General features: G+C 38.1%; 13 protein-coding genes. 8 read left to right on the top strand and 5 right to left on the bottom strand.

Annotated elements, in window-relative coordinates; all coding sequences use genetic code 11:
• The first annotated feature begins 287 nt into the window (after window positions 1-287).
• The 4 genes from ACFFIP_RS17360 to ACFFIP_RS17345 all read left to right on the top strand — a co-directional run bounded on the left by ACFFIP_RS17360 (window position 288) and on the right by ACFFIP_RS17345 (window position 6624).
• Window positions 288-2690: an ABC transporter permease gene (locus ACFFIP_RS17360; RefSeq protein WP_382389015.1), complete on the top strand. Its 2403-nt coding sequence runs from the start codon at window positions 288-290 to the stop codon at window positions 2688-2690.
• A gap of 54 nt (window positions 2691-2744) precedes the next feature.
• The gene (locus ACFFIP_RS17355) at window positions 2745-5171 is read left to right on the top strand and encodes an ABC transporter permease (RefSeq protein WP_382389014.1); all 2427 of its coding nucleotides are present in this window, start codon (window positions 2745-2747) and stop codon (window positions 5169-5171) included.
• A 128-nt stretch (window positions 5172-5299) separates the two neighbouring features.
• On the top strand, window positions 5300-6256 hold the full coding sequence (locus ACFFIP_RS17350) for a calcium/sodium antiporter (RefSeq protein ID WP_382389013.1): 957 nt from the start codon (window positions 5300-5302) through the stop codon (window positions 6254-6256).
• 41 nt (window positions 6257-6297) lie between these two features.
• A complete protein-coding gene (locus tag ACFFIP_RS17345; protein ID WP_382389012.1) occupies window positions 6298-6624 on the top strand; it encodes a DMT family transporter in 327 nt (108 codons plus the stop codon).
• Window positions 6625-6911: 287 nt separating this feature from the next.
• Here the strand turns inward: ACFFIP_RS17345 and ACFFIP_RS17340 are convergent, their stop codons facing one another.
• From ACFFIP_RS17340 to ACFFIP_RS17330, 3 genes are read right to left on the bottom strand one after another with little or no spacing between them, the layout of a single operon-like run.
• On the bottom strand, window positions 6912-7784 hold the full coding sequence (locus ACFFIP_RS17340; protein WP_382389011.1) for a PAS domain-containing protein: 873 nt from the start codon (window positions 7782-7784) through the stop codon (window positions 6912-6914).
• 11 nt (window positions 7785-7795) lie between these two features.
• On the bottom strand, window positions 7796-8602 hold the full coding sequence (locus tag ACFFIP_RS17335) for a PAS domain-containing protein (RefSeq protein WP_382389010.1): 807 nt from the start codon (window positions 8600-8602) through the stop codon (window positions 7796-7798).
• Window positions 8603-8658: 56 nt separating this feature from the next.
• Window positions 8659-9180 carry a GAF domain-containing protein gene (locus ACFFIP_RS17330; protein WP_382389009.1) on the bottom strand — a complete coding sequence of 174 codons (522 nt, stop codon included), beginning with the start codon at window positions 9178-9180 and terminating at the stop codon, window positions 8659-8661.
• A 546-nt stretch (window positions 9181-9726) separates the two neighbouring features.
• On the opposite strand from ACFFIP_RS17330, the gene ACFFIP_RS17325 reads away from it, so the two are divergent.
• Genes ACFFIP_RS17325 through ACFFIP_RS17315 form a run of 3 tightly spaced genes read left to right on the top strand, consistent with a single transcriptional unit; the run spans window position 9727 to window position 12361 of the window.
• A complete protein-coding gene (locus ACFFIP_RS17325; RefSeq protein WP_382389007.1) occupies window positions 9727-10404 on the top strand; it encodes an ABC transporter ATP-binding protein in 678 nt (225 codons plus the stop codon).
• Entirely contained in the window at window positions 10401-11747 is a 1347-nt protein-coding gene (locus tag ACFFIP_RS17320; RefSeq protein ID WP_382389006.1) for a TolC family protein, read from the top strand. The genes ACFFIP_RS17325 and ACFFIP_RS17320 overlap by 4 nt, the downstream gene beginning before the upstream one ends.
• A gap of 35 nt (window positions 11748-11782) precedes the next feature.
• Complete coding sequence (locus ACFFIP_RS17315) at window positions 11783-12361, top strand: SRPBCC family protein (RefSeq protein ID WP_382389005.1); 579 nt, start codon at window positions 11783-11785, stop codon at window positions 12359-12361.
• Here ACFFIP_RS17315 and ACFFIP_RS17310 read toward each other — a convergent pair.
• Window positions 12354-13676 (bottom strand): DEAD/DEAH box helicase, encoded by a 1323-nt coding sequence (locus tag ACFFIP_RS17310; RefSeq protein ID WP_382389003.1) that lies wholly within the window; start codon window positions 13674-13676, stop codon window positions 12354-12356. The two genes, ACFFIP_RS17315 and ACFFIP_RS17310, sit on opposite strands and share 8 nt — an antisense overlap.
• Window positions 13677-13714: 38 nt before the next feature.
• Window positions 13715-14830, bottom strand: coding sequence for a site-2 protease family protein (locus ACFFIP_RS17305; protein WP_382389002.1), 1116 nt, complete (start codon window positions 14828-14830; stop codon window positions 13715-13717).
• A gap of 177 nt (window positions 14831-15007) precedes the next feature.
• Here ACFFIP_RS17305 and ACFFIP_RS17300 point away from each other — a divergent pair, with 177 nt between their 5' ends.
• The gene (locus ACFFIP_RS17300) at window positions 15008-16204 is read left to right on the top strand and encodes an esterase (RefSeq protein WP_382389001.1); all 1197 of its coding nucleotides are present in this window, start codon (window positions 15008-15010) and stop codon (window positions 16202-16204) included.
• Window positions 16205-16353 lie beyond the last annotated feature (149 nt).

The following is a 16353-nucleotide window of genomic DNA, read 5'->3' as shown; positions in this document are numbered from 1 at the left end:
CAAGATGGATTAAAGACTTCAGGTAATAGTAAAATTCATTTAGCCTTCATAATAAAGATCATTGACCGCGAGCGAACAATACTGTCCGTGTTTTAATATATAAAATCAACAAAAATGCCCTTTTGCTGCTTTTTTTAAGGTTATGTACTTGGCATAATACTGGGTAAGTACCTATAAATCTTATAGTTTCTTACCTACTTGTTTTGTAAGGTCTGAGATTGATTGCTAAGTGCCTTTCAAGTAAGTAGGTCCATCACTGTTTAAACCATTTATTAGTCTGATTTCTTATGTGGAAAAATTATTTAAAAGTCTCATTGCGAAACCTAAGTAAGCGGAAGCTCTATTCAGGGATCAATATTTTAGGGCTTACGATAGCCATAGTAAGTTTTTTGGCAATCTCCCTTTACATTCATCATGAATGGAGTTATGATCGAATGTATTCGGATTATGACAGGATATATAAGATCAATCAGGAATTTGTTTCCGGTGCTGAAGGTCAAATGGTGAGTACAACACCTTCCAGCTTGGTACCAACTTTACTAGAAGAGGTGCCTGAGGTGGAGACAGGAACCTTGGTTTTTGACCTGAGTATATTTTCTTCTGTTTTAGTGGATGCCGGGTTGGGCAATCAGGAAGAAAACAAATTTGCCTATGCAGATCATAATTTTTTCAAAGTGTTTGACTTGACTCTGCTTACCGGAAACCCTTCATTGGTTTTGAATGAGCCTGATCAGATAGTTTTGACCGAATCGACAGCCAAAAGGTACTTTAATTCAGCTGCAGAGGCAACAGGGAAAAGCCTAAAAGTGGATGGTGCAGATTACCTAGTGACTGGTGTTATGCAGGATTTTCCTTCCAATAGTCATATAGATTTTGATTTTTTGGCATCTTTTAAGACACACAGACATGGAAGAAACCCCGAATGGTCACCTTCCAATTATTATTCCTATGTGAAATTTCAGGAAGGATTCAATCTGTCTGAGATAAAGGGGAAAATAGACCAAATTTCTGACAAATATTTTGGTGAAGCCATGAAAGCATATGGTTTTACAACCAGTTTTCATCTACAGCCTGTAACCACTATTCATGTTTCGGATAGTGCCATTTCAACAATCAAACCGACGACGGATATCCGTTACCTGTATGTTTTTGGACTGGTTGGAATACTGTTGATTTTCATCGGCATCATCAATTATGTTAATCTGGCAACGGCTGAAGCTACAGAACGGAATAAGGAAGTTGGACTGCGGAAAGTTTTGGGAGCGGGTCGTTCCCAGCTTTTTGGTCAGTTCATCTCTGAATCCTTTTTACTGACTGCCAGCAGTTTGTTGTTCAGTTTATTGGCTCTTTTTATTCTAGCATCCAATTTTGAATCCTTAACAGGAGTTCCTTTTGATTTTAACGTGCTTTTTTCGCCATTGGGAGTATTTGTCATGGCCATTATCCTGATTTTGGTCAGTCTTTTGTCTGGTTTTTATCCGGCTCTGATTTTATCCAATATGGAGCCTTTGAAGGCCCTGGGAAAAAACATCAAAATGGGAGGAGGAGCTTGGTTAAGGAAGTCTTTGGTGGTGTTTCAGTTTTTTGTCTCCATCGGTCTATTGATATCGACCATTGTAGTTAAAAATCAATTGGATTACATGCAGACCATTAATCTTGGATATGACAGGGAGGAAGTGGTGGCATTATCCTATCATTACAACATGAGAAATTCCATTAAGAGCTTTAAATCTGAAATGTTGAGAACAGGTGTAGCAAGCCAGGTAGCATTGGCAGCTGATATGCCTATCCATATAAAAGCTGGCTATAAAATATTCCCAGGAGGTGATAATGATAAAGAAATCATGATTACTGGTTATTCGGTAGACCAGGATATAGTCAAAACTCTGGGCCTGACTATCCTGGCTGGTGAGGATTTTTCAGAAAATGATATCAGCCGTACAGAGGCATATGAAAAAGGGTTTGATTTTTCTTTGATATTAAATGAATCTGCAGCTAAAGAACTTGGTTGGACCCCTGAAGATGCAATAGGTAGAAAAGTGAGTTTGGGAGAAGAAGGACTTTCAGGCATTAAGGCAGTAGTTGAGGATTTCTACTTCAATTCCCTGCACCATCATGTAGGGCCTCTAGCCATAGTTGTTGACCCTGAACAAGCAAATGTCATTCTCGCAAAATTGCCAAAAGGAAATCCGTCTGAAAATCTCAGTAAACTAGAAGTTTTATGGTCCAGTCAATATCCTGACAGACCTTTCAATTACAAGTTTGTGGATCAAGAATATGCACGCATGTACCGATCAGAGGAAAGAGTTGGGGCGATCTTTACTGTATTTGCAGGAATAGCAGTGTTTATAGCCATCATGGGTTTGTTTGGCCTGGTTTCTTATGTGGCATTAAGGCGAACAAGAGAAATCAGCATCCGAAAGGTGCTTGGGGCAAAGTTCGAAGATGTATTAAAGGTGCTTGCCGCTGATTTTTTTGCACTCTTGGCTGTATCAGCCATTCTGGCTGTTGCTTTTGGGATATGGTTCAGTAAAGAGTGGGCAAAGGGCTTTGCTTATCATTCAGATGTACCGGCCTGGGTTTACTTATCTGCAATCTTCATTGTTGCGGCGATTTCCTTTATGACCATTGGATTCAGAACTGTCAAAGTATATATACAAAATCCTGCCAAGACTTTGAAAGATGACTAGAGTCAGGAATCTTAAATTCACTCAAAGAGCATAACTTCAATAAACCCCACAATCATGTTGTTCAATTATCTGAAAATTTTCATCCGAAACCTTAAGAAAAACCCAGTTTATATTTTGATCAATATTTTGGGTTTGTCTGTCGGTATGGCGGCAAGTATTTTGATTTTCATTTTTGTCCAGCATGAGCTAAGCTATGATAATTATCATCAGCATGGTGATAGGATTTTCAGGGTTTCCCGTGCATGGTTTAACCCAAATGGCGAAGCTAATCTTCATTTGGGTCATGCAGCGCCTCCTTTCGGACCATTGCTGAAATCGGATTTTCAAGGAAAGATTGAGGAAGCAGTAAGATTGATGAATGTCAAGCTTGTCGTCAAAGAAGGGGATGATGTATTTGAAGAAAGCAAGTTCTTTTTTTCTGACCCTGAAGTATTCAAGGTGTTCTCTTGGAAATTAGTAGAAGGAGATCCATCGACAGCCCTTACATTTCCTGATGGTTTGGTTTTGACTCAATCCATGGCAAAGAAATATTTCGGGGATCAATCTGCTATGGGAGAATATATGGAAGTCAAAATTGGCTCTGCGTCTATGGATATGCAGGTTCGTGGGATCATGGAAGATGTTCCCGATAATTCTCATTTCCAATTGGATTTCTTGGCTTCCATGGAACCCGTTGTAGAGTTTTACGGAGGATATGAAGCCGTCATGAAAAATTTTGGCAGTAACAGTTTTTCAACCTATTTGCTTTTGGAAGAGGGAATTGATGCCGAGGATTTAGAAGCTGAGTTGCCAGCTTTTATTGACAGACATATACCGCCAAGTGCCCAAGGTTTTTCAGCTTCGATGGGCACCAAGCTCTTTTTGTGGCCATTGAGGGATATACATCTTTATTCCAATTTAGATTCAGAAATAGAACCTAACGGTAGTATAGAATATGTTTATATCTATAGTGCAATTGCAGTGTTCATATTGTTGATAGCCTGTATCAATTTTATGAATTTAGCGACCGCAAGGTCTGCCAAGCGTGCGATGGAGGTAGGGCTTAGAAAAGTTCTTGGCGCAGATAGGCCACTGTTAGTGAAGCAGTTCATGAGTGAAACAATATTCATGACTTTTATTGCACTTTTGCTTGCTTTAGTCATGGTGGCCTTGAGTATAAATTCTTTTGGAGATTTTACTAATAAACAATTGGAAATAAATTTTTTAGATAGTCCTTATTATATCTTAGCTTTATTGTTTTTAGTAATTGCCGTTGGCCTGATTTCAGGAAGTTATCCTTCACTTTTTTTATCAGGGTTTCAACCTGTCAAAGTACTGAAGGGTACCTATAAGATAGGTTCCATTCATGAAAAACTCAGGTCTTTTCTGGTCATTGGTCAATTTGCCATTTCAATCGTACTGATCGTAGCTGTACTCGTTGTCATTCAGCAGCTTGATTTTATGAAGGATAAAGATTTGGGTTTTGAGAAAGAAGAGATTGTAGTCTTGCCCGCATACGTAGAGTTTACAGATAATTATGAAATGTTGAGGGAAAGGCTGATTTCTAATTCGGGAGTTTCAGAAGTGTCATTAGGCAGCAGGTTGCCATCGGGTCGTCTTCTTGACGCTCAGGGGGCACAGGCAGAAGTCAGGGGTGAGCTTTCTCCTATTGATGTGAGGATTGCAGATATACATGTGAGCCATTCCTTTTTTAAGACTTTTGAAATGAAAATTGTGGCAGGAAGAGATTTTGACTATAATATGGCAAGCGATTCCACTGAGGCTTTTATTCTGAATCAGTCTGCTGTCCGGGCTATAGGTTGGGAAAATGAAGAAGAGGCCATAGACAAACAGTTCCTGTACGGTAACCGGAGAGGATATGTAGTGGGCATAGTGAAGGATTTCCATTTTGAAAGCTTACATCAGCCCATAAGCCCCATGGTTTTTTTGATTCCTCAGGACCGATTCAATGAGGTTGCCATAAAAATCAGATCAGAATCAAAAGAAGAGACTTTAGAGTTTCTAAAAGCAGAATGGCAGGCAATGAAACCTGATTTTCCTTTTAATTATTATTTTGTGGCAGACCGTTTTAATCAACAGTATGAAGCAGAGGAAAAAGTGGGAACAGTTTTCGGTTTCTTCGCAGGATTGGCCATTCTGATTTCTGTTTTGGGCTTATTTGGTCTTTCAGCCTATGCCACAGAAAGAAGGGTGAAAGAAATCGGTATCAGGAAGGTAATGGGTGCCAGTATATGGGGGATAGTGAGTTTGTTGGGTAGGGATTTTCTGAAATTGGTATTGATAGGTTTTATTTTGGCTATTCCCCTCGCGTATTTCGGGATGAATAGCTGGTTGGCTAATTTTGCCTATAAAATTTCCATTTCCTGGTCTGTTTTCTTCTTCGCGGGATTGGTAGCCACCATTATTGCTGCAGTGACTGTAAGTTCTCAATCTATCCGTGCTGCTATGATCAATCCGGTGGATGCGTTTAAGGTGGAGTAGGAGGAGCTGGATCAATGATTTATGGAGTTATAAATTGTAAATTTAATTTTGAGATTTATTAATTCAAATCACAATTATTCACAGATAAATCACCAACTTTATAGCTGCTTTTCAATATTAAATCAGCTATGGTTCTTCAATTATTACTTCTTGCAGGAGGTCTTGTACTATTGGTCAAAGGTGCTGATTGGTTGGTAGATGGCGCCTCTGTACTGGCGAAGAAAAACAAGGTCTCTGATCTTGCTATTGGTTTGACTATAGTGGCTTTTGGGACATCTGCTCCAGAGCTTGTGGTTAACGTGGTTGCTGCATCAGAAGGTTATTCAGATATAGTTTTTGGGAACATAATAGGTTCGAACAACTTCAATCTTTTTGTCATTTTGGGAATTGCCGGCATCATCACTCCACTATATGTACAATCAAGTACTGTATGGAAGGAAATCCCCTTTTCATTTTTAGCGGCCTTATTCTTATTATTCTTAGTCAATAACTATTTTTTCGGATCCTCAGGATTGCTTTCAAGATATGATGCGGCATTGCTTTTGGTCTTTTTCATTGCTTTTCTCGTATATGTAGCGACGCAACTGAAAACTGACCCCAATATTGAAGTGGTAGTAGCTAAAGATTATACCACATTGAAAATATGGGTTTTGATATTTGCAGGTTTAGGAGGTTTAGTGCTCGGAGGAAAACTAGTGGTGGATAATGCCGTCGCTATGGCACAGTCACTTGGAGTCAGTGAAAAAATAATTGGTCTTACCATTGTTGCTGCAGGTACCTCTTTACCTGAACTGGCGACTTCAGTTGTAGCGGCCATGAAACGTAATGCAGATATTGCTATTGGAAATATCGTTGGTTCCAATATTTTCAATATTTTCCTTATTCTTGGGGTTAGCGGATTAATTCGACCTTTGAACTTTCAATCTTCATTCAATACTGATATTTACCTGATAATGGGAGGGACCTTGTTTCTCTTTTTAGCCATGTTCATTGGTAAAAAACACCGATTGGACCGTTGGCAGGCATTTGTTCTACTCAGCTTTTATTTGTTATATACAGGTTATTTGGTGGGTCTGGAAATGTAAAAAGCCTAATACTTCCAAAATCAAAAAATTATTGAAAATAAATGAATTGGGTTCTTTTAATCATTGCTGGTTTATTTGAGGTGGCCTTTGCTTTTTGCCTAGGAAAGGCTAAATCGAGTTTTGGAATTGACATGTATTTTTGGTATGCAGGGTTCGTTGTGACTCTTAGCATCAGCATGGGACTTTTAATTAAAGCAACCCAATCATTACCTATTGGAACAGCCTATGCTGTTTGGACAGGTATTGGAGCAGTGGGAACAGTATTGGTTGGGATTTTTGTGTTCAAAGAACCAGCAACATTTTTAAGGATATTATTTATTACTGCATTAATAGGTTCAATTATCGGGCTTAAGGCTGTTTCTAATTGATTATCCAGCTGTTTTTTACCATATTATAAGTTGAGTTTTTCAAGCAGACTTTTATAGATGATATATTTGGAAAATGTGATAGTCCCTTTGATTGATTTTCAATTATAATAAGGAGTTGCAATTAATTTAAAAGAACAGCAACTATAAGGTAAGTTAGAGTCAGATAAACCGAATTCATTGTGCTCTCATAAAATAAATATTGCTGGAATTGAAGCTATGGATGAAGCAGTACAAAGATGCATAAAGAAAGCATATGACAATGTTGGACGATATTTGAAGTTCCAGAATTATAATTCTTTAGATAAACGATCAGTTTTATTTACAGTCTGTCTGATGACATCATCCAACTCCAAAGCAGAAGTATAGATTGACTGGAGAAAGAAGTTTGCTTCTAGGGTTTCTAATTGTTCATCCTGTAAGAGGTTGACTAACCCCATTAGCCGTGCAAGAGGTGCTCTGACCACGTGTGATTGAATCCATGCAATTTCCCTTAGCCTGGTATTTTGCTCTTCAATTGCCATCAAGTATTTTGTCGTTTCAGTCTTGTCAAATGCAAGAGCTGCGGCGCCTATGATTTTTCCCTCGACATTAATTGGTGTGATACTTACTTCGAAATACTTTTTAAAATTCTCATAATCATAGTTAAAATTTAAATTGATGGACTCACCATCAAAAACCTTTTTGAAATTATTTCTCCAAAATTCTTTTCTTTCTATTGGAAGTGGCGCCAAAAAATTGTCATCTTTTTCTAAATGAAGACCTAAATATTCATTAAAAAGTCTTTGAGACATTTTGTTTGCATAAACTATATTAAAATCTTTATCTAAAGACCAGATGCATTCTTTGGAACTTTCAATGATCAGATTAAGATTAGCACGGTTCTCTTTAAGTTGATTTTCAATTTCTTTGATAGGGGTGATATCATGAAATGATGCAAAGACCCTAAATGGTTTTTTTTCACCTATTTTAAATTCTGGTACCGAGTCGATAAGAATCCATCTGTATGCATCGATTTCGGGGGCAAAAACACCCATAATCTGGTTTTTGATCATCTTACCAGTGCGTAAGGTGACCATAGCAGGGTGTTCATTCCCTGGGAATGGGCTACCATCTAGATAAATAGCATGCCAACGTGGATCAACAGATGTTCTTCCGTGCATTTGGTCCAGGCTTAACCAAGAATTTTCTCAGCTGCTGGATTAGCTCTTATTATTTTCCCTTCACTATCATGATAAACTACCCCTTGGGCCATTGTATTGAAGAGGTTTTCAAATTCAGCTGAGCGGGATATGATTTGATTTTCATATTCCTTTCGGTCAGAAATATCCTGAAAGGTCCCGAAAATTTTTAAACAATTTCCATTTTCAAATATGGGCTTGCCGATAGTTCTTACCCATTTTTTATTTCCAGCGAATGTTTTGACTAAAAGTTCTAAGTCATAGCTTTTGCCATTTTGTATGGCATCATTATAACCTCTTGTTATTTTTTCAAGACTTTCACTTGAATCATATAGTTTAATACTTTCTTCTATCGGAGGTATTGTTTCACCTTCGAACTCCAATATTTCTTTGGTTATTTCGGTCCAAGTCTGAGTGTTATCAATAAAGTTTACTTCCCATCCCCCGATTCTTGACATTATCCCTGCTTCCTGAAGGACATCTTTAGTTCTGATCAGCTCTCTTTCAGCATCTTTTAAGTCAGTCATATTGCTGATTAGAATGATAGCTTTGTCCTTTCCAAATTTTGAAAACCGAGCAATAAAATCTTTTTTGCCTCCAATTGTTTTTAACGCATACTCCATCAAGCCAAAAGTTTCTCCTTGCTTTAATTTTACCAAAATGGAAAGAGATTCTTCAGCAATATCCTTTGGAAGAATATCCTTGAAATTTTTATGTAAAAAGAGTTCTGGTGGAAAAAGTAAATCTTCATTTTTGCCAGATATAACTTCTAAATAATTTCCATCTAAATCCACCACCATTAATATGCCCGGGATGGCATGAAAAATTGAATTTTGATAGGCGAGTTGATTTTCTATTATCTTTTGTTTTCCTCAAGTGCAATTTTGGTTTTTCTTAAATTAACGAGAGACATTACCTGCCTTGCTAATTTTTTTAATGCCTCAAGCTTTTGGTCAGAAAGTTGTTTGTGCTCATAGTCCAAAACACATAGCGTTCCAAGAGGAAGGTTGTCATCTGTTACCAAAGGGACTCCTGCATAAAAATTGAATTTTGGTCCCGTTTTAACATAAGGATTGTCTTTGAATCTTTGATCTAAGTTCAAATTGTCAAAAACTGAAATTTCCTGAGGTTGGAGGATGGCGTGGGCACAAAATGAATGTTCCCTCGGGGCATTTTCTATTTCGATGCCTACTTTTGATTTAAACCACTGTCGGTCAGTTTCTATAAATGTAATCAAGGAAACTTTAGTTTGACAAATGGTTGATGCCAATTCAGTAATGGAATCATAATCCAATTCTGGAATGGTGTCAAGAATCTTAAAAGACCTTAGATGTTTTAATCTTTCGTTTTCAAAAGGGGGAATAGGCGGGATAATCATTGGTCGGAAGCTAGCACAAAATTCATTTATTTGGTTCAATATTTTTAAATGATCGGCCCAAACCTTTTAAGATGGAATCATTTTTTATCATACCTAAATTACCAATCAAATATCAATAAATGATAGGCACTAATAATCTCTATTTGGATAAAACCCTAAGTTTGATTGATTAGTGGCAGAATTCATAAATCAGTTATTTTTAATTATTTATTCAACCTTTTCCGAATTTTCAAACTGAATATGTAAAGGGTATGAATTTGAAATTATCCCAATACTAATTTTAAAATTCAATTTCGTCCGCAAGCGAACAATGTTGTTCGGATCAAAGGTGATTCATTTCAGTCAAAAGGCCCCAAAAATGTGATTTGGGGCTTTTTTTAATGGCATGGGAATAGAGTTAAGAAAAGGGAGTAAGGGGATTAATTATTTCGGAGTTCTAAAGTGGGATTTCGAAAGATGGATGTAGGAGAATGCCAAGTAAATCCATTACAAAAAAATCTTACATCATCTTCAGTTTAAAGGTAAATCGGACTTATTGAATAAGATATGATACAGCTCAGCAATATTGATAAATTTATTGAATCGAGGTTCCATCGGGTATTCATCCTCAAGGGCATTGACCTGAATATTGAGCAGGGGGAATTTTTAACCTTGATGGGGCCTTCCGGTGTGGGTAAATCCACATTATTGAATATTATCGGTTTACTGGATGAAGATTTTGAAGGGCAGTATCTTTTTGATGGCCAATCTGTCAATGGTATGAAAGAAAAGCAAAAGTCACAGTTGCATAAATCCGAGTTTGGGTACATTTTTCAAGCCTACCACCTGATAGACGAACTTACTGTTTATGAAAATATCGAAACGCCTTTACTCTACAGGAAAGTATCTGGGAGCGAGCGCAAGAGCATTATTGCAGATCTTTTGGACCGGTTCAATATGGTGGCTAAAAAAGACCTGTTTCCTGAACAGTTATCAGGAGGGCAACAGCAATTGGTCGGCATAGCACGGGCAATAGCAGGAAGGCCGAGACTATTATTGGCAGATGAGCCTACCGGCAATCTCCATTCAGCTCAAGCTAAGGAAATCATGCAAATATTCAAAGAACTCAATCAGGAAGGTACAACTATCGTTCAGGCTACCCATGCCAGAGAAAATGCGGAATATGGTAATCGTCTGATTGAGATGGTGGACGGAAAAATCATAAATGACATTACGTTAAGATGAAAAAGTTATTGATAATATGCAGCATATTGACCTTTGCTTTCGACAGTTTGAATGCACAGGATACGCTGAAGTTAAATTTTCAAGAAGCTGTACAAATTGGACTGAGGCAGAACATTGATTACAAGAAATTAGAAAACCAACAGGAGGTGCTGAGGATTGAAAGGCTTAATGCCCAAATGTCTCACTTGCCAAAGGTAAACCTCACAAATGATAATTTCAGGCAAATTGGGCAACAATTCCAACAGGTAGAAGGGGAATTGATTGTCACCAATCAGGTCAATAATATCGTATCCGGCAGGCTCAATGCGACTATGCCGATCTTCAATGGCCTTAGGAGAATCAATGCCACACAGGCGGGTAAGCTTCTCGAAGATGCGGGTAGTCAAGCCTTAGGAAGAGCGAAAGAAACAGTTATGTTCAATGTAGCCCAATCATATCTTCAGGTCCTGCTTGATGAGCAACTGTACCTTATAGCAGAGCAGAACCTTATCAACCAACAAAATCAACTGGAACAAATTGAAGGCTTTGTAGAGGCAGGGTTAAGAACCTTATCTGATCTGTATAATCAGCAGGCAGAAGTAGCAAGATTGGAGACTGTAGCCTTGGATGCCAAGATTCAATGGGAAACCGACCTTTGGACTTTGGCTGAATTCCTGCAATTAGGGCCTAATGCTGTACCTGAACTTGAACCGGTTTCTCTTGAGAAGGTGTATCATGAGTTATTAACAATGCCATTGGATGAGTTGTATGCCACGGCAAAGATGCATAGAAAGGATCTTAAAGAGCAGCAATTAATGGAGTCAGGCAATCACAAATTATTGATGGCGGCAAAAGCTTCTTATTTTCCCCAGTTAAATGCCTTTTTCAATTACAATACTTTTTTTACCACATTGGATGAAAGAACTTTTAGCAATCAGTTTTTCACTATTTACCCACAAAGAACAGTAGGATTCAGTTTGAGCTTACCGATTTTCAACAATTTTGATAATAAGGCTACTGTAGCAAGGTCAAAAATGCAGTTTTACAATCAACAATTGGATAAATCAGCTTTAGAAAGAAAGATTTTACAAGAAGTCAAATTGGCTTATGAAAACTACCAGGCCTCAGTAAAGAGGGGAGAGGCTACACGGATACAGTTGGAAGCAGCAAGGGAAGCCCAAACCGCCATTTCGGAAAGATTCAGACTTGGGGTGAGTAATTTCGTGGATCTGGCACAGGCCAATCAACAATTGGTTACTGCACAATCTGCCGCCGCTCAGGCTAAGTATACGCTTTATTTTCAAGAGATTATGTTAAGGTTTGCCTTGGGGGAGTTGGACTTAGATTTATCAATGGATAATTAAATTCAACTATTGTAAGAAATTCAAAAATTAATCAAATGAAGATTCTAATTTACATTTTGCTGGGATTGGTATTGACCTTCAGTTTTTTCTTTTACCATGAAAATTACTTGTTTAGTCAATACACTGAAAGTTTACCTCAAAAAGACGACATGAATATACCTGTAAATGAAAAAGCTCCAGTTATTTCAAAAGATCAGATTGAAATTGAGGCTCCAGTTGAGACGGTTTGGGAAACTTTGACACGGATAAATGATTGGCCATCTTGGCAAGAAAATGTAACCGAGACATATGTTTACGATGAGGTAAAGGAAGGGACAAGATTTGATTGGAAGGCTGGAGGGCTTTCATTTAAATCAGAAATTCACACATCTAATACTAAGTCAAAGTTTGGTTGGACAGGTTCCACTATTGGAGCTTTGGCCATCCATAATTGGTTTTTTGAAGAAAAAGGCAATAGAACCATCGTCAAAGTTGAAGAAAGTCTTCAAGGTGTTTTACCGAAACTGTTTAGTAGCTATTTCCAGAATAATCTTGACAAAGGATTAGTTACAAACTTAAAGGAACTTAAATCCGCTGCTGAAAAATCATTTACTGAAAGTAAAAACCTCAATTAGCTTCTTCTACTTTCACTTTCACTTTTTTCAGTTTTTCATTATGGAGTTTTTCTATGACTCTCTTTGATTGGTGACGGTTCACAGCAGCATAAGTGGATGTATCCAGAATAGTGATCAAGCCAATATCTTTACCTTCAAGTCCTCCTTTTTTGGTCAGTAACCCTACAATATCACCTTTACTGATTTTGTGCTTTTTCCCGGCACTGAAATAAATACATGCATATTCGGATGGGGCTGGGGCAGAAAAATCCTCTTCAACTGAAATCTCTTGAATTTCCTGTTCAATGTAATCCGGCACGTATTCATCATCCGCAATTACCAAATAACTGATCCCCTCCGCATGCATTCTTGCTGTTCGTCCATTTCTGTGGACAAATGCCTCCTCTTTATGGGGGAGTTGGTAATGGATGACATGTTTGATTTCAGGGATATCCAGGCCTCTTGATGCCAGGTCAGTAGCCACAAGGATATTCACTGTGCCACTTCTGAATTTGATCAGGTTCTTTTCCCTGTCCAATTGGTCCATGCCTCCATGTAGGACAGCATGCTCAAAATCATAATCCTTCATCAAAATACTTAACCTGTCCACGGCTTCTCGGTGGTTGCAGAAAACAATAGAGGACTCCTGATCAAATTTGGAAAGTAACCTCAATAAATTCTCGCCTTTTTCCTTGTGACTGGTATACAGCACTTTGAGTTCTAAATTAGACTTTACTGTGTTATCCAGGTAATTGATTTCATGGGGATATTCAAAAGGCAAAAAGTCCGGCCATTTCTTCAAGTCAGTGGCAGAGGTAAGGAAGTGCTTTGGATTTCCGATGATAGATTCGAATATTGACTCAATTTGATCATGGAAACCCAGTTCCAATGATTTATCAAACTCATCCAAAACTACTGTTTTTACTTCTGAAAGCTCTAAAGATCCTCTTTGGATATGGTCGGCTAATCTACCCGGAGTCCCGATCACTATCGTAGCTCCTTCAGCCAAACTGTTTTGTTCAGTCCTCATGGAATGACCCCCATAGCATAAAGTTGATTTGAAGTTTGTTTTCAGTGATTTGAAAACCTGCTCAATTTGAAGGGCAAGTTCTCTTGTTGGGACTATCACCAAGCCCTGAACATGTTTTTTGTTTTCCCCTAATGATCTGATCAAGGGAAGCAGAAATGCAAGCGTTTTACCAGAACCGGTTGGGGCAAGCAAAATCAGGTTTTGATGATGATCAACCTCATTGAAAAAATCGAGCTGGATTTTGTTGAATTCCTGAAAACCGAGCTTTGCTAAAAAATTGTTGTAGTTAATTATTGTATTTGACATGCTACAAAGGTAGTCAAATAAATGTGCTAGTGACTAAATCATGCAAAAATGAAAGGTTGTGGTGTAAAGCATAAAATAAAAATGAATATTGCTATCCAAGCGGTAATTTTTCTAAGTTTATCCATTTCCTGAACCCCTCTAACCTCAGGATGTTCCAAACCCATTACCCTTCCCAAAAGGAATGCAAAAAAAAGCCATCCGGAATATCCTTCTATCAATGGGAAAAACAATAATAATGCATATTGGCTAGCAGCAAGCAATAAGATGATTGACCATTTGGTTTGATTAGAAAGGTTTGCTCGCCTATAAATGATATAAAGAAATCCAATGTACAGGGGAATTGAAATCAATAGTCGGTCAATGTCTTGGAATGGATTGATTATACCAAGACCGGCATAAAACACGAAAGCGGTAAAGGCAATTAGTGAAATCTTTTTGTGGTGTTTCGGAAACAAACCAAATATCACATGGCCACCGTCTAGTTGTCCTATGGGCAAAAGATTTAGTGCTGTGAAGAAAAGGGCCAAGTAGCCGGCAAAAAGATAAGGAAAATGAATGATCTCGGACATATTGGGCATTTTCTCGGGATCTGCTAAGACCTTTTCCATCCCATAAAAAAGGAGATTATACCCCATCTCCAAGTTGATATAACCTTCTTCTTCAGAATGACCTTTGAAATCGGGATCCAAATATTCCGGATGTATTTGATAAATGTAATCCGCTTCTGGCAGGTGCGTAAAACCATACCAGAGTACCCCAAATGCAACTATAAATCCAGCCAAAGGACCTGCAACTCCAATGTCAAAAAACTTTTTCCTACTGTTTACAAAGCTTTTCATTTGGATTATAGCTCCAAAAGTACCAATAGATGGAGCTCCTAAAAAACCAAGCCAGGCAGGAATAAAATAAGGCAATGATGACTTCACCTGATGGCGAATGGAAGTCAATAAATGTCCCATTTCGTGTACAAACAAAATTCCAATAAATGGTATGGAGAAATGTGTGGATTTCAGAAAGTATTCCAATGTCAAAAAATGTTCTTCACTGGCAAGAATAGATCTACCAAATAGCCACTCACCGCCAGCTAAAGTCGTGGCAATGATCGTGAAAACCAATAAGAGCCCATGAATGAGAAATTCTCTTCTTGTATACATATGGTGGATTTAGCTCTAAATATATTACCAAATATGCTTAAATTCTTCAAATCAGGAAAAATCCTGATGTTTTGTTTTTTCATTTGCTTTAATTCAATGTTCCCTATCAGGTTTAATTTTTTAGGAAATATAATTTCTTTATGTTATAATTACATATTGAGAATTAAAAAATTATTTATGAGAAAAAGACTAATACTTTCCATTCTTTTCCTGGCCTTTTTAGGATTATCCTCTCAGGCCCAGGAAGCCCTTTTTCGGGCACAACAAATCATTTCACCTGAGATCCATGAGGACAATACAGTTACTTTCAGATTATTAGCACCTGAAGCTAAATCTGTGCAGGTGACGGGGGATTTTTTACCCACAGTGAAAATTGATACCCCTATGGGTGAGATGGATGGGCCTGGTAAAGCAGACTTCATAAAGAATGATAAGGGAGTTTGGGAGTTTAAAAGCCAAGCTCTTGGACCGGAATTATATAATTACTCTTTTATCATTGATGGTTTTACCACCATCGATCCCAACAATCCTTTTTTAATTAGGGACGTGGCCTCGGTCACCAATATTTTTATCATTGGGGGAGGACATGCAGATTTGTACAAAACAAATGATATTCCACATGGGACTGTTGCCCGCCGTTGGTATGATTCTCCTGGATTGGGCATGGACCGTAGGATCACTGTTTACACCCCGCCAGGGTATGAAAGCTCCTCTGAAAAATATCCTGTACTTTATCTTTTACATGGTGCAGGAGGGGATGAAGAAGCATGGATTTCTCTTGGACGAGCCGCTCAGATTATGGACAATTTGATTGCCCAAGGAAAAGCCAAGCCCATGATTATAGTGATGCCGAATGGCAATGTGATCCAGGATGCAGCTCCGGGTGAAGGAAGTTTGGGTTATTATAAACCCCAATTTATGGTGCCAAAGACCATGGATGGAACTTATGAAGCCAATTTTATGGATATCATCAAATTTGTTGAAAGCAATTACCGGGTAAAAGCCAACAAGGACAACCGAGCCATTGCAGGGCTTTCCATGGGTGGCTATCATACCATGCATGTTTCCAGGTATTTTCCCAATACTTTCAATTATATGGGATTGTTCTCTGCAGCCATTATGCCCAGAGAGGATGCGACCGGAAAAGTCTACAGTGATATAGACGGGACATTGAAAACCCAGATGGAAAATGGCTATAAATTATACTGGATAGCCATTGGAAAAACGGATTTCCTTTACGATGCCAATGTCGAATACCGGGAAAAATTGGATGGTATGGGTATGAAATATGAGTATGTCGAATCTGAAGGGGGACATACTTGGAGAAATTGGAGGGTATACCTTTCCGATTTTGCACCTAAACTTTTCCAATAAGTGGGAAAGTTTTACCGGGATTTAAGGGGCTGTCCGAAAAGGGCAGCCTTTTTTATGCTGCAATTTTTTGATTTTGAAAATCTAAAGTCATGATTGGGGATTTTTGATTAGATTTTTTCCTTGACACGTATAATACTGGTCGACTAATG

Source organism: Fontibacter flavus (genome assembly GCF_042432905.1).
In the GTDB taxonomy this organism is placed as follows: Bacteria; Bacteroidota; Bacteroidia; order Cytophagales; family Cyclobacteriaceae; genus Fontibacter; species Fontibacter flavus.
Note: the sequence above shows the minus strand (reverse complement) of the source record. Positions and strands in the feature narration are given on the sequence as shown.